Annotated in this window: 12 protein-coding genes; 8 read left to right on the forward strand and 4 right to left on the reverse strand. The window is 73.8% G+C overall.

All coding sequences use genetic code 11. The annotated features are described in order from the left end of the window. Positions 1–37: 37 nt before the first annotated feature. Entirely contained in the window at positions 38–1,462 is a 1,425-nt protein-coding gene (gene purB / locus ACZ7BZ_RS11835) for an adenylosuccinate lyase (RefSeq protein ID WP_380462787.1), read from the reverse strand. Positions 1,463–1,578: 116 nt separating this feature from the next. Beyond that, the gene (locus tag ACZ7BZ_RS11840; RefSeq protein WP_470358228.1) at positions 1,579–2,604 is read right to left on the reverse strand and encodes a beta-ribofuranosylaminobenzene 5'-phosphate synthase family protein; all 1,026 of its coding nucleotides are present in this window, start codon (positions 2,602–2,604) and stop codon (positions 1,579–1,581) included. Positions 2,605–2,925: 321 nt separating this feature from the next. On the opposite strand from ACZ7BZ_RS11840, the gene ACZ7BZ_RS11845 reads away from it, so the two are divergent. From ACZ7BZ_RS11845 to ACZ7BZ_RS11865, 5 genes are all read left to right on the forward strand, one after another. Next, a complete protein-coding gene (locus ACZ7BZ_RS11845; RefSeq protein WP_470358229.1) occupies positions 2,926–4,152 on the forward strand; it encodes a Rieske 2Fe-2S domain-containing protein in 1,227 nt (408 codons plus the stop codon). 70 nt (positions 4,153–4,222) lie between these two features. Next, complete coding sequence (gene ssuE, locus ACZ7BZ_RS11850) at positions 4,223–4,780, forward strand: NADPH-dependent FMN reductase (RefSeq protein ID WP_380462781.1); 558 nt, start codon at positions 4,223–4,225, stop codon at positions 4,778–4,780. Between the two features lie 26 nt (positions 4,781–4,806). After that, positions 4,807–5,808: a phosphoribosylaminoimidazolesuccinocarboxamide synthase gene (locus ACZ7BZ_RS11855; RefSeq protein WP_380462779.1), complete on the forward strand. Its 1,002-nt coding sequence runs from the start codon at positions 4,807–4,809 to the stop codon at positions 5,806–5,808. Positions 5,809–5,818: 10 nt separating this feature from the next. Then, positions 5,819–8,629 (forward strand): FAD-binding and (Fe-S)-binding domain-containing protein, encoded by a 2,811-nt coding sequence (locus ACZ7BZ_RS11860; protein ID WP_470358230.1) that lies wholly within the window; start codon positions 5,819–5,821, stop codon positions 8,627–8,629. Further along, positions 8,626–9,537 carry a PfkB family carbohydrate kinase gene (locus tag ACZ7BZ_RS11865; RefSeq protein ID WP_470358231.1) on the forward strand — a complete coding sequence of 304 codons (912 nt, stop codon included), beginning with the start codon at positions 8,626–8,628 and terminating at the stop codon, positions 9,535–9,537. The genes ACZ7BZ_RS11860 and ACZ7BZ_RS11865 overlap by 4 nt, the downstream gene beginning before the upstream one ends. Before the next feature lie 14 nt (positions 9,538–9,551). On the opposite strand, the gene ACZ7BZ_RS11870 is transcribed toward ACZ7BZ_RS11865, so the two are convergent. Continuing rightward, positions 9,552–11,348 (reverse strand): acyl-CoA dehydrogenase, encoded by a 1,797-nt coding sequence (locus ACZ7BZ_RS11870; RefSeq protein WP_470358232.1) that lies wholly within the window; start codon positions 11,346–11,348, stop codon positions 9,552–9,554. Between the two features lie 131 nt (positions 11,349–11,479). Then, positions 11,480–12,826 (reverse strand): MFS transporter, encoded by a 1,347-nt coding sequence (locus tag ACZ7BZ_RS11875; protein ID WP_470358233.1) that lies wholly within the window; start codon positions 12,824–12,826, stop codon positions 11,480–11,482. A gap of 892 nt (positions 12,827–13,718) precedes the next feature. Here ACZ7BZ_RS11875 and ACZ7BZ_RS11880 point away from each other — a divergent pair. From ACZ7BZ_RS11880 to ACZ7BZ_RS11890, 3 genes are read left to right on the forward strand one after another with little or no spacing between them, the layout of a single operon-like run. Further along, complete coding sequence (locus tag ACZ7BZ_RS11880) at positions 13,719–19,724, forward strand: acyltransferase domain-containing protein (protein WP_470358234.1); 6,006 nt, start codon at positions 13,719–13,721, stop codon at positions 19,722–19,724. Then, positions 19,721–21,553, forward strand: a complete 1,833-nt coding sequence (locus tag ACZ7BZ_RS11885; RefSeq protein ID WP_470358235.1) for a non-ribosomal peptide synthetase — start codon at positions 19,721–19,723, stop codon at positions 21,551–21,553. The genes ACZ7BZ_RS11880 and ACZ7BZ_RS11885 overlap by 4 nt, the downstream gene beginning before the upstream one ends. A gap of 41 nt (positions 21,554–21,594) precedes the next feature. After that, complete coding sequence (locus tag ACZ7BZ_RS11890; RefSeq protein ID WP_470358236.1) at positions 21,595–23,376, forward strand: beta-ketoacyl synthase N-terminal-like domain-containing protein; 1,782 nt, start codon at positions 21,595–21,597, stop codon at positions 23,374–23,376.

Consider the following 23,376-nt stretch of genomic DNA (forward strand, 5'->3'; position numbering starts at 1 on the left):
ATCCTCAGGGGTCGAGCGGGCTCGGGACGGGGGGTGGTCAGAGCAGCGGGGCGGGCCGGTAGCCGGACGCCTCGGGGTGGCGGGCGGCGAGTTCCTCGATCCGCGCCACCACGGCCGCGACCTGGTCGGTGGCGGCGCCGGTGAAGCCGATCCGGTCGGCCAGCAGGGCGTCCAACTGCGCGCGGTCCAGCGGCAGTCGGTCGTCCGCGGCGAGCCGGGCCAGCATGTGGTTGTCACCGCCCTCGGAGCGCATGTCCAGGGCTGCGCCGACGGCGTGCTCCTTGATGACCTCGTGCGCGGTCTCCCGGCCGACGCCCGCGCGCACCGCCGCCATCAGGATCTTGGTGGTGCCCAGGAACGGCAGGTAGCGCTCCAGCTCGGCGCCGACCATCGACGGGAAGACGCCGAACTCGTCCAGCACGGTCAGCAGCGTCTCCAGCATGCCGTCGAAGGCGAAGAAGGCGTCCGGCAGCGCGACCCGGCGCACCACCGAGCACGACACGTCGCCCTCGTTCCACTGGTCGCCGGACAGCTCGGCGGCCATCGAGGCGAACCCGCGCAGCACGATCATCAGGCCGTTGATCCGCTCGCAGGAGCGGGAGTTCATCTTGTGCGGCATCGCCGAGGAGCCGACCTGGCCCTCCGCGAAGCCCTCGGTCACCAGCTCGTCGCCGGCCATCAGCCGGATCGACTTGGCCAGCGAGGACGGGCCGGCCGCCAGCTGCACCAGCAGGCTCAGCACCTCGTAGTCGAGCGAGCGCGGGTAGACCTGCCCGACGCTGGTGAGGCGGTGGGCGAACCCGAGGTGGCCGGCCACCCGGTCCTCCAGCTCGGTGAGCTTCCCGGTGTCGCCGCCGAGCAGGTCCAGCATGTCCTGGGCCGTCCCCATCGGGCCCTTGATGCCGCGCATCGGGTAACGCTCGACCAGCTCCTCCAGCCGCACCAGGCCGGCCAGCACCTCGTCCGCCACGGTCGCGAAGCGCTTGCCCAGCGTGGTGGCCTGGGCGGCCACGTTGTGCGAGCGGCCGGCCATCACCAGCTCGGCGTGCTCGGCGGCCAGCGCCCCCAGCCTGGTCAGCAGCGCGACGCAGCGGCCGCGCACCAGCAGCAGGCTCTCCCGGATCTGCAGCTGCTCGACGTTCTCGGTGAGGTCCCGGGAGGTCATCCCCTTGTGGATGTGCTCGTGCCCGGCCAGGGCGTTGAACTCCTCGATCCGGGCCTTCACATCGTGCCGGGTGACCCTCTCGCGCGCCTCGATGGAGGCGTGGTCGATCCGGTCCAGGACCTTCTCGTAGTCGGCCACCACGCCGTCCGGGACGGCTATGCCGAGGTCGCGCTGGGCGCTCAGCACGGCCAGCCACAGTCGGCGCTCCAGCACGATCTTGTGCTCGGCCGACCAGAGTTCGACCAGCTGGGGCGAGGCGTAGCGGGCGGCCAGGACGTCGGGGATGTCGGTCTTCATTGCCCTGCTTTCGGGTGGGGTGTCGTCCGCGCGGTCTTCCGCACGGCGTCTTCCGGGGCTTCCGGTGCGGTGTGGCTCCGGGTCTTCCGGGGCCTCCGGTGCGGTGTGGCTCCGGGTCAGGAGACCTCGGTGGTGGTCAGGCCCTGGTTGTTGGCCCGGGTGAACCAGAAGTCCCGGATCAGGCCGCGGTTCTTCAGCTCCCAGGCCCACCGCTCGGCGTCCTGCGGGCGCCGGGTGAAGGCGAAGCAGGCCGGGCCGGTGACGCTGAGCGCGATCGCGTCCACCGACGGGGCCGCCCGGCCGGCCTCCAGCACGCTCTGCACCGCCTCGCCCTGGAAGGCGATCTGCGCCTGCTTGAAGTGGCCGGTGAAGGTGATCTCGTTGACCGCCGCGCAGAACGCGTCGAAGTCCTGCTCCAGGACGGCCGGGGCGAGCCCCATGAAGACCAGGTGGGAGGTGCGCCAGGACTCCTCGGCCGGGATCGGCGTGACCGAGTGGAACCAGTCCAGCTCCTCCTGGCCGCCCAGGTGGCGGCCGTGCGTGAGCAGCACCAGGATCGGCCAGTCCGGGAAGTCCAGCCGGACCACCGGCTTCGGCGGCGCCACCTGCTGGGCGAAGCGGCTCGGCCGCAGGTACTTCTGCGGCTGCTCGGCGAAGTCCGGCGGGTTGACGTGGCCGCCGTCGACCAGGAAGCCGCCGTACGCGGACAGCCCGGTGCTGGCGCCCGAGGTCCGGCCGCGGCCGAGGACGCGGGCCAGGTCCCGCTGGTCCGGCTCCAGCCCGCACAGCCGGCCGTAGGCGTGGCCGACGGCCAGCAGCGTGCTGGTCTTGGAGCCGAAACCGCTGTGCTGGGGCAGCGCTTCGAGGACGTCGACCCGGGCGGCCGGGCCGTCCCACAGCTTGCGCAGGGTCTCCACGGCGGCGGTCAGTTCGCGCGCCGTCTCCTCGGCGGTGCCGGTCACCGCGACGATCCCGTCCGCGGCCTCCCGCACCTCGGCGGTCAGGCCGGGCCGGTCGACGGCCATCGCGGCGATGCCGTTGCGGCGCTGCGAGCTGCCGTCGAGGCTGATCAGGGTGAAGCTCAGCCGGGCCGGAGCGGACACCCGGACAGCACCGCTTCGGTCGGGTCGGTCAAGTGCCATGGTGGGACCTCCGGTTGATCGTCGATCACGGTCACGGGCGCGCCGGTCCGCACGCGGAACACGGGGTCCGGGGGGTCGCTGGATTCGGGGAACTGGCCGGTCGTCGGCGTGTCACGCCGAGCACCGGTCCGGGGCAACCGGAAGCGGCTGCGGGGCCCGCGGCGATGCAATCTTGGACCGATTCCGGACGCACCGTCAATCACCGTATTCCGTCGGACCGCTCCTCACCTGGGGTGTCACATCCGCGATCGCCGATTCGTCTCAGGAGTGGAAGCCGATCATCGCGATCGCAGGTCGCGACCACCGAAACGGAGGCCACCAGTGGCTACGCGGAAGGTCAACGAATCCCTGACCCGGGTCGGACCGGGCACGCCCATGGGCCGGATGCTCCGCGAGTACTGGCTTCCGGTGATGCGCAGCGAGCGGCTGGCCGAGCCTGGCGGCGCGCCCGTCCCGGTCGAGCTGCTCGGCGAGAAGTACGTGCTGTTCCGCGGCGCGGACGGCCGGGTCGGCTGCTTCGACGAGGCCTGCCCGCACCGCGGCGCCTCGCTGGCGCTGGCCCGGAACGAGGACTGCGCGCTGCGCTGCGTCTACCACGGCTGGAAGTTCGACGTCTCCGGCAAGGTGCTGGACACCCCGTCGGAGCCCGAGGACGGCGGCCGGTTCGCCTCCCGGGTGTCGCTCAAGCACCACCCGGTGGTGGAGGCCGGCGGCGTCATCTGGGTGTGGCTCGGCGGCACCGGCCGGGAGCCCAATCCCTTCCCGGCGTTCCCCTTCACCAAGCTCCCGGCCGAGCAGGTCTTCGCCACCGTCGCGCTGGTGGACTGCAACTGGTTCCAGGGCGTCGAGGCGGACATCGACTCGGCGCACGTCTCCCTGCTGCACGAGACCGAGGCCCGCAACGGCCCGCTGCGCGACCTGCTGGACGACACCGCCCCGCGCGACGAGATCGACGAGCAGCCGTACGGGCTGCGCTACGCCGCGATCCGCTCGCTGTCCTCCGGTGACTCACTGGTGCGGATCAAGCCGTTCGCCATGCCCTGGTACACCGTGGTGCCCGAACTGCCCACCGGTGACCGGCTCTGGCACGCCTGGGTGCCCGTCAACGACCACCAGACCATCATGTGGTACCTCTGGTGGAACGACGACAAGCCCGTCGACCCGACGTACTTCGCCGAGCAGTTCGGCCTCGACCTCGACCGGCTGAACCCCGACAACATCCGCGAGGGCTACACCCGCGAGAACCTCTGGGGCCAGGACCGCGCCGCGATGGCCGACGGCCGCAGCTTCTCCGGCATCCGCGGCCTGGTGCTCCAGGACGTCGCCGTGCAGGAGAGCATGGGCCCGATCGTCGACCGGACCATCGAGAACCCGGGCAAGAGCGACCGCGGCATCGTCCGCGCCCGCCGCTACATGCTGGACGCCCTCGACACCCACGCCAACGGCGGGACCCCGCCCGGACTCGGGGCCGACGCCGACTACGGCAAGGCGACCTCCGCCAACATGGTCGTCCCGGAGGGCACCGACTGGCGCGGCCTGGTCTCCTGAGCCCGGCCCGTCCGACCCGCCCGACCCGCCCAGTCACTTCGCCGCCACGCCACTCGGAGGAGGATCTGCCATGGCCCACGTGCTGTCCATCTCGGGAAGTCCGTCCGCGACGTCCCGCACCACCGCCCTGCTGCGCCACCTCGGCACCCGTCTCACCGCCCACGGCCACCGGGTGACACCGCTGGAGGTCCGGTCACTGCCGGCCGAGGCGCTGCTCGGCGCCGACCCCCGGCACCCCGCCATCGCGGCGGTGGCCGGACTCGTCGAGTCGGCCGACGGGATCGTGGTCGGCACGCCCGTCTACAAGGCCGCCTACTCCGGTCTGCTGAAGTCCCTGCTCGACCTGCTGCCGCAGTACGCCCTCGCCGGGAAGGTGGTGCTGCCGCTGGCCACCGGCGGCAGCACCGCGCACGTCCTGGCGATCGACTACGCGCTGCGCCCGGTTCTCACCTCGATGGGCCCCGCGCAGGTCACCCCCGGCTGGTTCACCCTCGACCGCGAGATCACCGTGCGGGAGGACGGCACGGTGGCGGTCGCCGAGCCGACCGCCGACGCCCTGGCCCAGGTCACCGACCAGTTCTCCGTCGCCCTCGGCGGCCGCGCCGCGCTGTCCGCGGCCTCCGCCTGAGCCCGCCCCTATCTGTTGGAGTCCCTGTGAAGCGCTGGTCCACCAAGGACTTGGAAATCCTCCGCCCGCCGGCCGACGGCCGCCCCGGTGACGGCATCCTCACCTTCACCGACCGCTACTCGGTGTACGACTTCGGCGTGATGCCGGACGAGATCCCCGGCAAGGGCATCGCCTCCGCCACCATGGCCGTGCATTCCTTCGGGCTGCTGGAGGCGGCCGGCATCGCGACCCACTTCGTGGAGCAGGTCGACGAGCGCTCGCTGCGCATCCGGCTCCTGGACATCGACCTCGCGGGCCGCAACGCCGCCACCGGCCCGGCCGGGATGATCCCGCTCCAGGTGGTCTACCGCAACGCGCTGCCGCGCGAGTCGTCCGTGCACCGCCGCACCGCCGCCGGCACCCTGGACCGGGCCCTGGTGCCCCCGTACGGCGCCGACGGCGCACCCTGGCTGGCCGCCCCGATGGTGGAGTTCACCACCAAGTTCGAGGAGACCGACCGCTTCGTCACCGCCGAGGAGGCGGCCCTGGTCGGCCGGGTCACCCCCGGCGACCTGGCCGGGATCGCCGAGCTGACCCGCACCGTCGCCGGGGTGCTGACCACCCACGCGGACGCGGTCGGACTGCGGCTCGCGGACGGCAAGGCCGAGTACGGCTTCGACGAGCACCGCCGTCCGCTGCTGATCGACCACGTCGGCACCCCGGACGAGAACCGCTTCTACTTCCACGGGACCCCGGTCTGCAAGGAGCTGCTGCGGCTGCTCCACCCCGGACTGCGCGACCAGGTCCAGGCGGCCGTGCGCAACGGCACGCCGCGCTCCCAGTGGCCGCGTCCCGAGCGGCTGAGCGCCCGGCTGGTGACCGCCACCGCCGAGGTCTACCAGGCGCTCACCGCGCTGTGGCTCGGCGGGCGCCCGGACACCCCGAAGCCCGAGCAGCGGCTCACCGCGGCCGTCGAGGAGTTCCACGCCGCGCTGCCCGTACCGCAGTTGCTGGAACGGGTCGGGCTGGTCGGGGCTTCGAACAACTAAGCTGTAGAACATGGGGGTTGGGGACGTGATCGAGCCGGGCGAGGTGACCGCCGCGCTCCGCCGCGCCGGGGTCGGGGCCGACGGCTCCACCCGGCGCAGGGCGGAGTACTCCAGTGACGCCTCGCTCTACCGGATCGTCCCGGCCGCCGTCGCGTTCCCGCGCGACGCCGGGGAGGTGATGGCGGCGCTGGAGGTCTGCCGCTCGCTCGGTGTTCCGCTGACGGCCCGGGGCGCCGGCACGTCGATCGCCGGGAACGCGGTCGGCCCCGGCGTCGTCCTGGACTTCTCCCGCCACCTGAACCGGGTGCACTCGATCGACCCGGAGACCCGAACGGCGGTGGTGGACCCGGGAGTCGTCCTGGACGACCTGCAACGGGCCGCCGCCGCCCACGGGCTGCGCTTCGGCCCCGACCCGTCCACCCACAGCCGCTGCACCATCGGCGGGATGATCGGCAACAACGCCTGCGGCTCCCGCGCGCTCGGCTACGGGCGCACCGCCGACAACGTGGCCGAACTGGACGTGGTCACCGGCACCGGCGAACGCCTCACCGCCCGCAAGGGCGCGGACCCGGCCGGCTCGCCGACCCTCACCGCGCTCTCCGGCGTGGTGCGGGAGCGGCTGGCCGTCATCCGCACCGAACTCGGCCGGTTCGGGCGGCAGGTGTCCGGCTACTCCCTCGAACACCTGCTGCCGGAAAGGGGTTTCGACCTCCCGGCCGCCCTCACCGGCTCCGAGGGCACCCTCGGCGTCCTGCTCGGGGCCCGGGTACGGCTCACCGCCGTCCCGGCCGCCACCGCGCTGGCGGTGCTGGGCTACCCCGACATGGCGGACGCCGCCGACGACGTCCCCCGGTTGCTGCCCTGCGCACCGGTCGCCGTCGAGGGCCTGGACCGGCGCATCGTCGACATCGTCCGCGGACTGCGCGGCGCCGCCGCCCTGCCCCGACTGCCGCGCGGCGGCGGCTGGTTGCTGGTCGAGGTGCCCGGCGACACGGCGGCCGAGGCCCGGGCCGGCGCGGCCCGGGTGATCGCCGCCGCCAGGGCCCTGGACTCCCGGCTGATCACCGACCCGGCGGAGGCCGCGGCGCTCTGGCGGATCCGCGAGGACGGCGCCGGCCTGGTCGCCCGCACCGGCCGCGCCCACCCCGGCTGGGAGGACGCCGCCGTCCCGCCCGACCGACTCGGCGCCTACCTCCGGGAGTTCGAGGCACTGCTGACCGAGCACGGCCTCACCGGCATCCCGTACGGGCACTTCGGCGACGGCTGCGTCCACGTCCGGCTCGACTTCCCGCTCGAACGGCCGGGCGGCCCGGCCGTGTTCCGCTCCTTCCTGGAGCAGGCCGCGCAACTGGTCGGCCGGCACGGCGGTTCGATGTCCGGCGAGCACGGCGACGGCCGCGCCCGCGGCGAACTCCTCCCACACATGTACTCCCCCGCCGCGCTGGAGGCCTTCGGCGCGGTCAAGACCGTCTTCGACCCCGACGGCCTGCTCAACCCCGGCATCCTGGTGCACCCGGCCCCACTCGACGCCGACCTGCGGATCCCCGCCGCCGCCCCGCTGCGCACCGGCCTCGCCCTCGCCCACCACCGCGACGGCGGCGACTTCACCCGGGCCGTCCACCGCTGCACCGGCGTCGGCAAGTGCCGCGCCCCCAGCCCCGCCCCGGACTCCGTGATGTGCCCCAGCTACCTGGCCACCCGGGACGAGAAGGACTCCACCCGGGGCCGCGCCCGGGTGCTCCAGGAGATGGTCAACGGCACCCTGGTGCAGGGCTGGCAGGCCCCCGAACTCGCCGAGGCCCTGGACCTCTGCCTGGCCTGCAAGGGCTGCTCCTCCGACTGCCCCAGCGGCGTCGACATGGCCGCCTACAAGGCCGAGTACCTCCACCAGCGCTACCGGGGCCGGCTGCGCCCCGCCTCCCACTACTCGCTCGGCCTGCTCCCGTACTGGGCCCGGCTCGCCGCCCTCGCCCCGGGGCTCACCAACCGCGCCCTGGCCGGGCCGCTCGGCCGGCTGGGCCGGCGGGCCGCCGGGGTGGACCCGCGCCGGGGCCTCCCGCGCTTCGCCCCCCGGACCTTCCGCCAGTGGTTCGCCGCCCGCCCCCGGCCGGCCGGCAGCGGCGAGCCGGTGCTGCTCTGGGTCGACACCTTCACCAACCACTTCGCCCCGCAGGTCGGCCAGGCGGCCGTACGGGTCCTCGAAGGGGCCGGCTACCGGGTGCGGATCCCGGAGCGGCAGCTCTGCTGCGGCCTCACCACCATCAGCACCGGACAGCTGGACCTCGCCCGCCGCACCCTCGGCCGCAGCGTCGCCGCCCTCGCCCCGCACGCCGAGGCCGGCGTCCCGGTCGTCGGGCTGGAGCCGTCCTGCACCGCCGTCTTCCGCGGCGACGCCGCCGAACTCCTGGGCGCCACCCCGGCCGTGACCGCCGTCGCCCGGGCCACCCGCACCCTGGCCGAACTGCTCACCGACACTCCCGGATGGACGCCCCCGCCGCTCACCGGCACCCAGGTCCTCGCCCAGCCGCACTGCCACCACCGCGCCGTCCTCGGCTGGGCCGCCGACCGCGAGCTGCTCACCCGGGCCGGCGCCACCGTCCGGGCGGTGGACGGCTGTTGCGGGCTGGCCGGGAACTTCGGCGCCGAACGGGGCCACTACGAGACCAGCGTGCAGGTCGCCGAAACCTCGCTACTGCCCGCCGTACGCGCCGCCGGAGCGGACACCGACCTGCTCGCCGACGGCTTCTCCTGCCGCACCCAGCTCGACCAGCTCGCCCACCGCGAGAGCCTCCACCTCGCCGAACTACTGGACCGCCGATGACCACCAAGCGCCCCCTGCTGATAGGCACCGTCACCCTCGACTACCTCCACGAGGGGCCGGTCGGCCGCGCCCTGCCGCCCGCGGCCCTGCGCTGGGGCGGCGTCATCCACAACGTCGCCTGCGCGATGGCCGCCCGCGGCAGCGACCCGCTGTTCCTCACCGCCGACTACACCGGCGACCTCGCCCCCGCCGTGGCCGCGCACCTCGCCGCCCACGGTGTCGACCGGATCGCCCTGCCCGTCCCGACCCCACTGCCGCTCTTCGAGGCCCAGCTGGTGGACGGCTCGGTCGTCGACAAGCACTTCGTCGGGCAAGAGGCGCTCGACCTGCTCACCCCCGAACTGCTCGGCTCCCGGCCCGAGTTGTTCGACCAGGCGTCGGTCATCGTGTCCGGCACCGACGGCCACCCCGCCACCCTGGCCTGGCTGGCCGCCGCCGCCCGCGAGCGCGGCGTCCCGTTCTGGCTGCTCTCCGCCGACCCGACCGAGGTCCACAAGCTGGTCCCCGAGGGCGAACAGGCCGCCTTCGTCTCGCTCAACGCCCGCGAGCTCTCGCTCTGGGCCGGCACCGAGCTGCCCGGACTCCCCGAGCCGTCCGGCCTGCCCGGGCTGGCCGAGCACGGGGCGATCGCCGCCGCCCGCAAGCTCGTCACCGCCGACGGCCATGCTCTCGTCACCCTGGGCGCCCAGGGCTCCGTGCTCGTCCCCGGGGACGGCGGCGACCTGCTCCACCAGCCCGCCCCCACCATCAACGGGCAGCCGCTCACCGTCGGCGCCGGCGACATCCTGTTCGCCTGCCTGCTCGCCGCCCGGCTCGCACCGGCGCCCTGGGCCGAAGCCCTCCGGGAGGCCGCCGCCCTCACCACGGCGTACCTCACCACGTCGACGTACGCCGCGCTGCGACCCTGAGGACGGCGGACGGCTCAGAACGCGTCGTCGGGGATCTCCACGGCGGTGCGGTCCAGGCTCTCCAGGAGCCGGAACTGCGCGTGCGTCCTGGGCAGTTCATGGCGGAAGAAGAACCGGCAGGCGTGTCTCTTGCCCTCGTAGAAGGGGCCGCTGCCGCCCTCGGCGGCGAGCAGCTGCTCCAACCACAGCCAGGCGACCACGGTGTGGCCGACCGCCTCCAGGTAGACGGTGGCATTGGCCAGGGCGGTCTCCGGGTCGCCCGTCGCCCAGAGCCGTTCGGTGACCTCGACGACGCGCCGGACGGCCGCGTCCAGCCGCGCCGCGTACTCACCGGCCTCCCCGCCGAGGGCCTCGGCCCTGGCGACCGTCGCCCCGACCGTCCCGGCCAGCAGGCGCAGCCCCGCCCCGCCGTCCATCACCACCTTGCGGCCGAGCAGGTCCAGCCCGTGGATGCCGTGGGTGCCCTCGTGGATCGGGTTGAGCCGGTTGTCCCGGTAGAACTGCTCCACGGCGTACTCGCGGGTGTAGCCGTAGCCGCCGTGCACCTGGATGGCGAGGCTGTTGGCCTCCAGGCACCACTGGGAGGGCCAGCTCTTGACCACCGGCGTGAGGACGTCCAGCAGCAGCTTGGCCCGGGCCCGGTCCTCCGGCGTCGCGCCGGTGCGCTCCTCGTCCAGCAGCCGGCCGGCGTACAGCACCAGCGCCAACGCTCCCTCGGCGTAGCACTTCTGGGCCAGCAGCATCCGGCGAACGTCGGCGTGGGCGATGATCGGCACCTGCGGTGCGGCCGGGTCCTTGGCGCCGACCGGACGGCCCTGGGGGCGGCTGCGGGCGTACTCCAGGGCGTGCAGGTAGCCGGTGTAGCCGAGGGCGGCGGCGCCCAGCCCGACGCCGATCCGGGCCTCGTTCATCATGTGGAACATCTGCGCCAGCCCGTGGTGCGGTTCGCCGACGAGGTGCCCGACGGCGCCCGGCTCACCGCCCGGCCGGTACACGCCCTCACCGAAGTTGAGCAGGGTGTTGGTCGTCCCCCGGAAGCCCATCTTGTGGTTGAGCCCGGCCAGCACCACGTCATTGCGCTCCCCGGGCGTACCGTCCGCGCCGACCAGCACCTTGGGCACGATGAACAGCGACAGCCCCTTCACCCCGGGCGGCCCGCCGGGGATCCTGGCCAGCACCAGGTGGACGATGTTCTCGGACAGCTCGTGGTCGCCGCCGGAGATCCACATCTTGTTGCCGAACAGCCGGTAGGTGCCGTCGGGCCGCGGCTCGGCCCGGGTGCGCAGGTCGGCCAGCGAGGAGCCGGCCTGCGGCTCGGACAGGCACATGGTGCCGAAGAACCGGCCCTCCAGCATCGGCCGCACATAGGTGTCGATCTGGTCCCGACTGCCGTGCGCCAGCAGCAGATTGGCATTGCCCGCGGTGAGGAACGGGTATCCGGACGTCGCCGGGTTCGCGGCCTGGAACCAGGCGAAGCAGGCGTTGGCGACGACGGAGGGGAGTTGGGCGCCGCCCACCTCGTGGTCCATCGCGCTGCCCAGCAGCCCGGTGCCGGCGAAGACCGTCAGCGCCTCCTTCACCTCCGGGATGAGGTGCACCCGCTCCCCGTCGAACCGCGGCTCCTCCGCGTCGTTCCTCCGGTTGTGCGGCGCGAAGTGCCGGGTGGCGACCTGCTCGCTCAGCTCCAGCGCGGCGTCGAAGGTCTCCCGGGAGTGCTCGGCGTACCGCTGCCGCCCGGTGAGGGCGGCCACGTCCAGCCACTCGTACAGCAGGAAGTCGAGGTCACGGCGGGACAGCAGCAGGGACGTCATCGGGCGCGCCTTTCGGGTCGTGGGAGCGGACCGCGGTCGGACTCCTTCTTACCCGTCGAAGATCCGGAAGGGAACCGCCTCCCGGGGAGCCCGACGGGGCTCCCCGGGCACGGATCAGGCCCGGCGAGGGTTCAGGCCTGGCGGCGGGTGGCGATGACGACGGCGCCGAGGACGCAGGCGCCGGCGGCGGTGGCGTAGGCGAGGTGGTAGCCGGTGAGCTGGTCGGTGCTGGTCGCGGCGACCAGGACCATCACCGCCGTACCGACGCCGGCGCCGATCTGCTGGGTGACGACGTTCACCGCGCCGGCGACGGCGTGCTGTTCGGCTGGGACGCCGGTGAGGCCGGCCGAGGTCATCGACGGGAAGTTGAGGCCCTGGCCGATGCCGCTGATCACCAGGCCGGGCATCACGTGCAGGAGGTAGTTGCCCTCGTGCGGGGTGGTGAGCCAGAGTCCGGCGCCGACGCCGATCAGCACCAGGCCGACGGCCATCAGCGTGCGCGGGGTGTAACGGGCCAGCAGGCGGCCGGTGGCGAAGTTGGCGGTGAGGAAGACGGCGGCGGACATCGGGACCAGCGCCAGGCCGGACTCCGAGGGCGAGTAGTGCAGCATGCCCTGGAGGTACAGCGGCGCGAAGAACAGCAGTCCGACCGAGCCCATGTACTGGAGGAAGGCCGCCAGACTGGCGGAGCGCACCGAGGCGAGCCGGAAGAGGCCGAGCGGCAGCACCGGGTCGGCGGTGCGGCTCTCCCACACCACGAACAGCACCAGGCAGAGCACCGCGGCGCCGAGCACCGCCCAGGCGGTGGCGCCGTCGGTGCTGACGCCGACCACGAGCAGGGTGAGGCCGAGGGTGCCGGACACCGCGCCGGGCAGGTCGAGCCGGCCGCTGTGGCCGGTGCCGTCGGGCAGTCCGATCCGGGTCACGGCGAGCACCGCGACCCCGAGCAGCACCGAGAACCCCAGCACCGAGCGCCACCCGAGGAACTGGGTCAGCACACCGCCCAGCAGCACGCCCCCGCTGAAGCTGGCGGCGCCGACCGCCGCGTACACGCCGAGGGCCCGGTTGCGGGCCGGGCCGGCCGGGAAGGTCTCGGTGAGCAGGGCCAGCGCGGCGGGCCCCGAGAGGGCGGCGCCGATGCCCTGGACGGCACGGGCGCCCAGCAGCACCCCGATGTTCGGTGCGACCGCCCCGATCAGTGCGGAGGCGGTGAACAGGGCGATGCCGACCTCGAACACCCGCCGCCGGCCGAGCACGTCGGCGAGTCGGCCGCCGACCAGCAGGAAGCCGGCGAAGGTGACGGCGTAGGCGGTCATCACCCACTGGAGGGTGCTGTCGTGCAGTTGGAAGCGCTCTCCGACGGAGGGCAGGGCGGCGTTGAGCACCCCGAGGCCGCTCACGTCCAGGGCGAGTGCGCCGGCGAGCACTCCGAGGGCGAGTCCTGGTCGGCGCAGCGGCGCGACCGCGGTGTCGGTCATGCCGCTCCGCCCTCTCCGTGTCGGCCGTGCTGACCGTGCTGACCGGTACGGGCATCGCGGGGGGTGGACTCCGGGTGGTACGGGGGGCGTTCGGCTAAGGATCGGCCGGGCCGGGCTGACGCCGTCTCAATATTCTCAACTGCCATGCTGATCAGATTGCAGTGGTCACTCAACTGCTGTCCACCCCGCCCGGGCCCGAACTGCCACTCGTTCCACCTCCGTTGGGGCGCGGAGGGTCAGCCGCCGGCCGACCGTCCGCTGACGGATGGCTGACATCCGACTGACGGCTGGCTCCGGATGACAGGTCGTGGGCGGCTGGTTCGCTACGGTGCGCGTGAACCTGCCAGCCGTTATCCTCCGCGACCCGCCCGCCGCCGCCCGCCCGAGCCCCGGGGGTGCCGCTGACCTGGGCGGCCGACGCCGGCGGGCGGCCGGGCGCGGCGGCTCGGGCCGAGTGGGAGGGTGGCCCGGCTTGGCCGCGGATGCCTGGTTTGGCCGGGTGATCCGAAAGATTCCGAAGGAATCTGCGCATTTTTCGCGCCCAAAGAGAATGATTCAGACACGTTCGAGGTCAGAATCCGCCACTGCCTCAGCTGGCCCTCAAAGTGCGCTTGTCTCACCATTCACAGGGTGGCACTCTGATGTGTGCAGATCAGGTAAGCATCAGGCAATCCGGCCCCATTTAATCCGCATACTCGTTGCCCTCACCTCAGCGACCATGCGTTCCCGCCCGGTTCCACGGCGGATGAAGCGACCAGCGCCACGGATTCCCGCGCCCCAGCCGCCCCCGGCCCGCCCGCGCTCTCATTCGATCCTGAACGCCACAACGGCCATTGACCACGCGCACCCACCCCTGACCGCCCATTCCAACCGGCCCGCCGAGGGAGTCGCCATGCCCGAACAACGCGCCGCGCGAGACCTGTCCGCCGTCACGGACTTCCTGCTATCCCGCGCCGCCGAGCTGCTGGCCGTGGCCCCGACCGCCCTGGACCGCCGGGCGCCGCTGCACCGCTACGGACTGGACTCCGGCCGGTCGGTGGCCCTGGCCGCCGCACTGTCCGAGTTCCTCGGCCGGCAGGTGCCCGCCACCTGGCTCTGGCAGTACCCGACCGTGGACGAGCTGGCCCGCGCCCTGGTCGCGGGCCCGCGCGCGGCCGAAGCCGCCGCCGGCGACGAGCGCCGCCGGCCCGCCCAGGAGCCGGTGGCGATCGTGGGCATCGGCTGCCGGTTCCCCGGCGGACCGGACCCGTCCGCGTTCTGGCGGCTGCTGGTCGAGGGCGGCGACGCGGTCGGCCCGGTGCCCGCCGCCCGCCGCGAGCTGATGAACGACGCGGTGCGCTGGGGCGGGTTCATCGACGGCATCGACCGCTTCGACCCGCTGTTCTTCGGCATCTCGCCCCGCGAGGCCGTCCAGATGGACCCGCAGCAGCGGCTGGTCCTGGAACTGTGCTGGGAGGCCCTGGAGGACGCGGGCATCGCCCCCCACACCCTGCTCGGCAGCGACACCGGCGTGTTCATGGCCTCCTGCTGGGGCGACTACGCGGCGCTGGCACACTACCGCGGCCCGGACGCCCAGATCACCCCGCACACCGCGACCGGCATGCACGACGGCATCATCGCCAACCGGGTCTCCTACGTCCTCGGTCTCCAGGGCCCCAGCATGGCCATCGACGCGGCCTGCGCCGGCTCGCTGGTCTCGGTGCACGTGGGCTGCCAGTCCATCCAGCTCGGCGAGAGCGACCTCGTGCTGGCCGGCGGGGTGAACCTGAGCTTCGTCTCCGACTACTACACCGCCATGGACGCGATGGGCGCGCTCGCCCCGGACGGCCGCTGCAAGTCCTTCGACGCCCGCGCGAACGGCTACGTCCGGGGCGAGGGCGCCGGGGTGGTGGTGCTCGCCCCGCTGAGCCTCGCCCTCGAACGCGACCTGCCGGTGTACTGCCTGATCAAGGGCAGCTCCTCCAACAACGACGGCCTGAGCAACGGCATGACGGCGCCCAACCCGCTGGCGCAGGAGAAGATGCTGCGCACCGCGTACCGGCGGGCCGGCATCGCCCCGCACCTGGTGGACTACATCGAGTGCCACGGCTCCGCGACGCCGCTCGGCGACCCGATCGAGGCCAACGCCATCGGCGCCGTCCTCGGCGGCGACCGCACCGAACCGCTGCGGCTCGGCTCGGTCAAGTCCAACGTCGGGCACCTGGAGGCGGCGGCCGGCATCGTCGGGCTGGTCAAGCTGGCGATGTCGATGCGCAACGGCGTGCTGCCGCCGAGCCTGCACTTCAGCGCGCCCAACCCGCAGATCATGTTCGACGAGTACAACCTGACCGTCCAGGACCAACTGACGCCCTGGCCGCGGCGCTCGGACGCCCGCCGGGGCGGCGTCAGCTCCTTCGGCTTCGGCGGCGCGATCTGCCACGTCGCCGTGGAGGAACTGCCGCGCCCGGAGAGCTCCCTGCTGCTGCTGGCCGCCGACTCCCCGGAGCAGCTGGCCGAACGGGCCCACGCGCTGCGCGACGCCACCGACCTGCGCGCGCTCTGCCGCCGCACCCCCGGCGAGGGCCGGTTCCGGCTCGCGGCAGCCGCCCACGACCTGGCCGAACTCCGCTCCCAGCTGGACGCCTTCGGCAGCGGCGCGAAGGCCGACGGGCTGAGCGTCGGGGAGGCCGTCGGGCGCCGGCCGCGGGTGGCGTTCCTGTTCTCCGGCAACGGCTCGCAGTGGGTCGGCATGGGCCGCCAACTGCTGGCCGGGCTCCCGGTGTTCCGCCGCTCGATGATGCGCTCCGACCGGCGGATGCGGGAGCTGCTGGGCTTCTCGCTGGTCGACCAGCTGCTGTCGCCCGACGGCCGGCTGGACGACATGGACGTCTTCCAGCCACTGCTGTTCTCGCTCCAGGTCGCGCTGGCCGAGGCCTGGCGCGCGCTGGGGGTGGAGCCGGACGTCGTGGTCGGGCAGAGCGTCGGCGAGTTCGCCGCCGCCCACGTCGCCGGGGCGCTGGACTTCGCGGACGCCTCCCGGCTGGCCGCCCACCACGGCCGGCTGCTCCAGCAGTTGGCGGTCGGGCGGGGCGAGGGCATCGTGGTGATGACCGCCGCCGAGGAGGTCGAGCCGTACCTGACCGGCGGGCTCACACTGTCCGGCCGCAACGGGCTGCGCTCCACCCTGGTCACCGGCACCCCGCCGGAGATCGACGGCCTGGTCCGGCGGCTGACCGACCTGGGCGTCACCAACCACCGGGTGCGGATGGGCCACGCCCCGCACTCCCCGCTGGTCGACCACGTCCTGGCCCCGCTGAGGGCCGAACTCGACGGCATCCGGCCCCGGACAGCCCGCATCCCGATGATCTCCACCGTCACCGGCGAGGCCGTCGACGGCGCCGAACTCGGCCCGGACTACTGGGCGGACAACCTGCGCCGGGAGATCCGGGTGGTCGACGCCCTGACCGGGCTGCGCGACCACGACGTGGACGCGGTGGTCGAGCTCAGCCCGCACCCGCTGCTGCTCAAGTCGGTCTCGGAGATCCTCCCCGCGACCACCCTGCCCTCCATGCGCCGCGGCGCCGACGAGGCCGCGACCCTGCTCGGCTCGCTCGGCGCCCTGTACACCGCCGGACTGTCCGTCCCCGCCCACCCGTTCCTGGCCGGCGACCGGGGCCGGCACACCCCGCCGATCCCCGGCGACCGCGCCCCCGACGAGCAGTTGCACCTGGTGCCGGTCACCGCCCGTACGGCCGACGCGCTGGCCGACACCTGCCGCGAGCTGTCCAACCACGTGGAGCGCGACCCGGGCCTGCGGGTCTCCGACCTCGCCTACACCCTGGCCGCCCGGCGCACCCACCACGGCCACCGGGTCGCACTGTTCGCCCGCAACCGGCAGGACGTCCTGGACGGCCTGGCCCGGGTCGCGGCCGGCCGCCCGCACCCCGACGTGGTCACCGGCAGCGTCTCCGGCAACGCCGACCGCCGGGTGGCGCTGGTGTTCTCCGGCGGCGGCACCCAGTGGGTCGGCATGGGCCGCGAACTGCTGCGCTCCCACGCCGGGTTCCGGAGCCGGATGCGGGACTGCGACGCCGCCGTGCGCGCGGCCGGCGGCTGCTCGGTGCTGGAGCAGCTGGCCGCGCCGGCCGAGGAGGCCCGGTACGAGGAGATGGACTTCCAGCAGCCGGTGCTGTTCGCCCTCCAGGTCTCGCTGGCGCAGGTCTGGCTCGACCTGGGCATCGAGCCGACCGCCGTGGTCGGGCACAGCCTGGGCGAGGTCGCGGCCGCCTGCGTGGCCGGCGCGCTGTCGCTGGAGGACGCCGCCCGCGTCGTGGTCACCCGCTCGCACCTGCTCGAACGCAAGGCCGCCGCGGGCGCGATGATCTCGGTCGACCTGCCGGAGGCGGAGCTGCTGCCCCGGCTCGCCCGGTACGCCGCGCACGCGGCCGTCGCCGTGGTCAACAGCCCCACCAGCGCGGCCGTCTCGGGCTCGCCGGAGGCCGTCGACGCCCTGGCGGCCGAGCTGGAGCGGGACGGCGTCTCGGTCCGCCGGATCCGGGTGGAGCGCCCGGTGCACAGCCCCGGGATGGACCCGCTGCTCCCGCCGCTGCGGGAGGGCATCGAGGGCATCACCGCGCTGCCGCCGGTCATCGACTTCCACTCCACGGCGCTGGCCGACACCGTCAACCCGGCCACCGACGTGGAGTACTGGGTGCACAACCTGCGCAACCAGGTCCGGTTCGCCGAGACCGTCGGAGCGCTGGTGGACCGGGGTGTCGACACCTTCATCGAGATCGGCCCGCACGAGACGCTGCGCGGCGCGGTGGAGGAGATCGCCCTGACCCGGGGCGCCCGGGTGCACGCCGTGAACTCGCTGCGGCGCGAGGAGAGCGACCTGCGCTGCCTGCTGGGCGCCGCCGCCTCGCTGTACGTCCGGGGCCTGCCGCTGACCTTCGACCCGCTGTTCGGCGACGACGTCGAGCTGGTGGAGACCCCGCTGGTGCAATGGCAGAAGGAGCGCCACTGGATCGACACCGAGCCGACGGCGCCGCGGGCGCCGGCCCCGGCCGCCGAGCCGGCCGCCGCGACGACGACGGTGGCGACGGTGGCGCCCGAGGCCCGGCCGGTCGAACGGGAGGCGAGCCGGCCGGTGGCCGAGATCGTCCTCGCCGAACTCGCCGACGCCCTGGGCGTGCCGGTGAGCGGCTTCGACACCGAGGCCTGCCTGCGGGACTTCGGCCTCGACTCGATGCTGGGGATCCGGTTGGTCAACCGGATGCAGTCGCTGTTCGGGCACCGGGTGTCGCCGGTGGTGTTCCTGGACGGCCGGTCGATCTCCGAGGTGGTCGGCCACTTCGTCGAGCTCACCGCCGGAGCGCCCGCCCCGGCCCCGGCCCCGGCCGCCACTCCCGCTCCCCCGCCGCGGGCCGAACCGGACCACGCCTTCCTCGCCGAGCTGTCCGAGCTGGACGCCGAGGAACTGCTCGACGAACTGGACGCCCGCGGCCTGCTGGAAGCCGACGACTCCCCCGCCCTGGAGCAGCTGCGCGCCGACGGCATCGGCCTGGAGCTGGCACCGGCCTCGCACGGCCAGGCCTCGCTGTGGTTCATGCAGATGGTCTCGCCGGACGCCGTGCCCTACAACTTCATGGTCACCGCCCGGATCCGCACGGCCGTCGACGACCAGGCCCTGGAGCGCGCCGTCCGGGCCGTGCTGACCCGCCACCCGGCGCTGCGCACCCTGTTCGTGGAGGCCGGCGGCCGGCCGTACCAGGTCGTGCTGGACGAGCCGGTGTACGAGTACCTGGTGGTGGACGGCTCCGGGCTGGACGACGAGCAGGCCCGCGAGGAGCTGGCCCGGCACGGGCACCGGCCGATGGACCTGGACAACGGGCCGCTGGTGCGGGTCGTCCTGCTGAACCGCGGGCCGGCCGACCACTACCTGCTGGTGCTGGTCCACCACATCGCCTCGGACGCGGCCTCGGCCGATGTGATGATCCGCGAACTCCAGGAGTACTACCAGGGCGCCGACCCGGCCGCCGAAGCGCCCGCCGCCCCCTACACCGAGTTCGTCGCCTGGGAGCGGCAATGGCTGGCCGGGCCGGCCGCCGAAGCGGCGCTGGACTGGTGGTCGGAGAAGCTGGCCGACCCGCCCGCCCACCTCGACCTGTCCGCCAAGGAGCGGCCGCCGGGCGTCACCTACGAGGGCCGCGACCTCGCGTTCCGCTGGAGCGCCGAGGAGACCCGCCTGCTGCGGGAGTTCGCGGTGCGCGAGGGCGTGTCGATCAGCACCGTCGTCCTGGCCGGGTTCTTCGCCACCCTCAACCGCGCGGTCGGCACCGAGGACGCCGTCCTGGCCACCGCGATCGCCCAGCGCTCCGAACCCGGCTGGGAGTCGGCGATCGGCTACTACCTCAACACCGTGCTGGTCCGGGCCAACCCGGCCGCCGACCGCAGCTTCCGCGAGCTGCTGCGCGAGGTCCACGCCTTCTCGCTCGGCCTGCTGGAGCACATGAACTACCCCCTGGACCTGCTGGCCTCCCAGCTGAAGCCGCCGCGGGCCGAGGGCCGCTCCCCGTGGTTCGACGTGGTGGTGAACTGGCTGTCCTCGGACGCCTTCCCCCGCTCCGTCAAGCTCTTCCACGGCGTCGGCGAGACCCTCACCCCGGACGGCCCGCTGCCCCTCGAACCGCTCCAGGTGCGCCGGCACCTCGCCAAGTTCGACCTGGAGATCTCGATGGCCGACATCGACGGCGAGGTGGCCGGCCACGTCCAGTTCAAACCGAGCTACCTGGAAAGGCAGACCGTGACCGCACTGCTCGCGCTGTACCGCAGCGTGCTCTTCGACTCGATCACCCGACCCGACCTGGCCCTGGGCGCCGTCGCGCCGGCCGGCCTGCCCGAGGAGAGCGACCGGTGACCGACACCCTGCACTCCGCCTTCGTCGAACTGGCCGCCAAGAACCCCGACGCGACCGCCGTGTACGCCGAGACCGGCATCCTCAGTTACGGCGAACTCGACCAGCGCTCAAGGGAGTTGGCCGAACGGCTGACCGCCGCCGGTGCCGGTCCGGGCATCCCGGTCGGCATCTGCGTCGAGCGCACCCCGGACCTGCTGGTCGGCATCCTGGCCGCCCTGCGCAGCGGCTCCTGCTACCTGCCGCTGGACCCGAACTACCCCGCCGACCGGCTGACCTTCATGGTCCAGGACAGCGGCACCCGGCTGCTGCTCACCACGCCCGCCTCCCGGGCCAGTTGCCCGCCCGGCCCGACCGTCCTGGTACTCGACGGCGGCGGGAGCGGCGGGACCGTCGAACCCGGCGCGAAGCCCGTTCCGGTCGTGCCCGAGGACACCGCGTACGTCATCTACACCTCGGGCTCCACCGGCCGCCCCAAGGGCGTGGCGGTGCGGCACGGCGGCGCCGTGGCGATGCTCGCCGCGATGGACCGCGTCCTGGAGGGCTGCGACCTGAGCGGGGTCGCGGCGGCCAGCTCGGTCTGCTTCGACATGTCGGTGATGGAGATCTTCAACGCGCTCTGCCGGGGCGGCGCCGTGGTGCTGGTGGAGAGCGCCGTACACCTGCCGGAGAGCCGGTACGCCGACCGGATCACCCACCTCAACGTCGTCCCCTCGGTGATGAACGGCCTGCTCGACGCCGGGGCCCTGCCGCCCGGGCTCCGCTCGGTGGTCTTCGGCGGCGAGGCGCTGCGCCGCAAGCTGGTCGACCGCACCTACCGGGAGACCGGCGCCACCCGGGTGTTCAACGCCTACGGCCCCACCGAGGGCACCGTGTTCTGCTCCTTCGGGCCCGTCCCCGAGGACTCCACCGAGGAGCCGACACTCGGCCCGCCCACCGAGGGCGCCCGGCTGCACGTGCTGGACGAGCAGCTGCGGCCGCTCCCGGCCGGCACGCCCGGCGAGCTGTACCTCGGCGGCGCCGGCCTGGCCCACGGCTACGTCAACCGGCCGCGCACCACCGCCGAGCGCTTCGTCCCGGACCCGTTCACGCCCGGCGAGCGGCTGTACCGCACCGGCGACCTGGTCGAGTTCACCGACGACGGCGAACTGCGCTTCCACGGCCGCACCGACCACCAGGTCAAGCTGCGCGGCTACCGGATCGAGCTGGAGGAGGTCGAGGCCCGGCTGACCGGCTGCCCCGAGGTCCGGGAGGCCGCCGCCGTCGTCCGGGGCAACCGGCTGGTCGGCTACCTGGTGCCGGCCGGCGACGGCCCCGCGCCCGAGGGCCCCCGGCTGGACGCCGCCCTGCAGAGCGCCGTCACCGCCCGGCTCGCCGTCGAACTGCCCGACTACATGGTCCCCGCGACCCTGGTGGTCCTGCCCGCCCTGCCGCTCGGCCCGGGCGGCAAGCTCGACCGCAACGCGCTCCCCGAGCCGCCGGCCGCCGACACCGGCGGGCCGCTGAGCGCCCCGAGCACGCCGACCGAGATCGCGCTCGCCGAGATCTGGGGCCAGCTGCTCGACCTCGATCCGGCCGGCATCGACGTCCAGTCCGCCTTCTACGACCTCGGCGGCGACTCGCTGCTGCTGATCCGGCTGGCCCGGCTGATGACCCGGCGCTTCGACCGGCGGATCCGGGTGCCCGACCTCTTCAGCTTCCGCGACATCGCCTCGCTGGCCCGGTGGCTCGACGACGACAGCGGCGCCACCCCCGAGGTGGTCCAGTCCGCCCGCCGGCGCGCCGGCGCCCGCCGCGCCGCGCTGCGCGGCCGCTCCGCCGACGACCGCTGAGCCGCCCCCACCCCCGACGAAGAACGAGGCAGGAGCCCCTCATGACCGACCGCCCCGAACAGGACTACGACCCGGGCGACGTGGCCGTCATCGGCATGTCGCTGCGGGCCCCCGGCGCCCGTACCAAGGAGCAGTTCTGGGACAACCTCGTCCACGGCCGGGAGTCCGTCAGCTTCCTGGCCAAGGACGACATCCACGTCGACGAGACCCTGATCCACAGCCCGTTCTACGTCCGGGCCTGCGGCGTGCTGGACACCTACGACAAGTTCGACCCCTCGGTGTTCGGCATCAGCGACCGGATGGCCGCCGCGATGACCCCGGAGAACCGGCTTTTCCTGGAGAGCGCCTGGGAGTCGCTGGAGGACGGCGGCTACGACCCGGACCGCCTCCAGGCCGAGATCGGCATGTACGGCGCCAACAATCCGCAGACCGCCGCGCTCTACGGCTCCCCGCCGGACCGGGTGTCGGTCGGCCCCGAGGCGATCGAGGCCAGCCTGGCGTGGTCCCCGGACACCATGACCTCCAACGCCCTGTACTACATGGGGCTCACCGGCGAGGCCGTCACGGTGGCCGCGGTCTGCGCGGGCTTCCACTACTCGGTGCACCTGGCCTGCCAGTCGCTGCTGCTCGGCCAGACCGACCTGGCCATCGCCGGTGGTGCGATGGTGCGCCTGCCGCACCCGCGCGGCCACCTGTGGGAGGAGAACCGGATCCTGTCGAAGGACGGCCACTGCCGCCCGTTCGACGCCAACGGCACCGGCACCGCGCTGTCCAGCGGCGTCGTCACCGTGCTGCTGAAGCCGCTCAGCCACGCCGTCGCCGACCGCGACCACATCTACGCCGTGGTCAAGGGCTCGGCCGTCAACAACAACGGCGTCAGCGCGATGGCCTACGGCCTGGCGCAGCCCGAGCGGCTGAGCGCCTGCATCGCCGCCGCCATGGAGGTCGGCGGGGTCACCCCCGACACGGTGGGCATGTACGAGGCCAACGGCCTGGGCCTGCCGGTGACCGACGAACTGGAGGTGCACGCCGCGACCATGGCCTTCGGCAAGCAGACCGCCACCACCTCGATCGGCGGCGTCAAGGGCAACGTGGGCCACGGCGGCGTGGTCTCCGGCGGCTTCGGGGCGATCAAGGCGGCGCTGGCGCTGTACCACAAGCAGCTCCCGGCGACGATCAACCTCACCGAGGTCAACCCCGACCTCGACCTCCCCGGCACCCCCTTCGTGCCGCAGCTCGAAGGCGCGGACTGGGAGCCGGAGTCCGGCATCCGCCGCGCGGGCATCACCTCGATCGGCGGCGGCGGCTACAACGCCCACCTGCTGCTGGAGGAGCCGCCCGCCCCCGCCGGGCGGGCCCCCGAGGAGGCGGGCCGGCCCCGGCTGGCCACCCTGTCCGCGCTGGACGACGAGGCGCTGGCCCGTCAGCGCGCCCGGCTCCGCGAGCGCCTGGAGGCCGACCCCGGCCTGCGGCTGGACGACGTCTGCTACAGCCTCAACCTCGGCCGCAAGGTGATGCCCCGGCGCTGGGCGGCCGTGGTCCGCAGCCGCGCCGAGCTGATCGCCGCGCTGTCCGAGGAGGCGGGCGGCCCGGCCGCCACCACCGCCACCGCCACGCCCGTCGACCCAGGCTCCTTCACCCGCACCGACCAGGGGCTGGTGCCGGCCGGCCGGGACGCCCGGGCGCTGACCGACCTGGCCGGCGCCTGGGTGACCGGCCAGCAGGTGGACTTCGCCGCCCTGCACCGCGGCGAGACCAGCCACCGGGTGCCGCTGCCCACCTACCCGTTCCGGCCGCGCCGGTTCTGGCGCACGGACTGGTGA

This window comes from Kitasatospora sp. NPDC036934, from assembly GCF_055608425.1.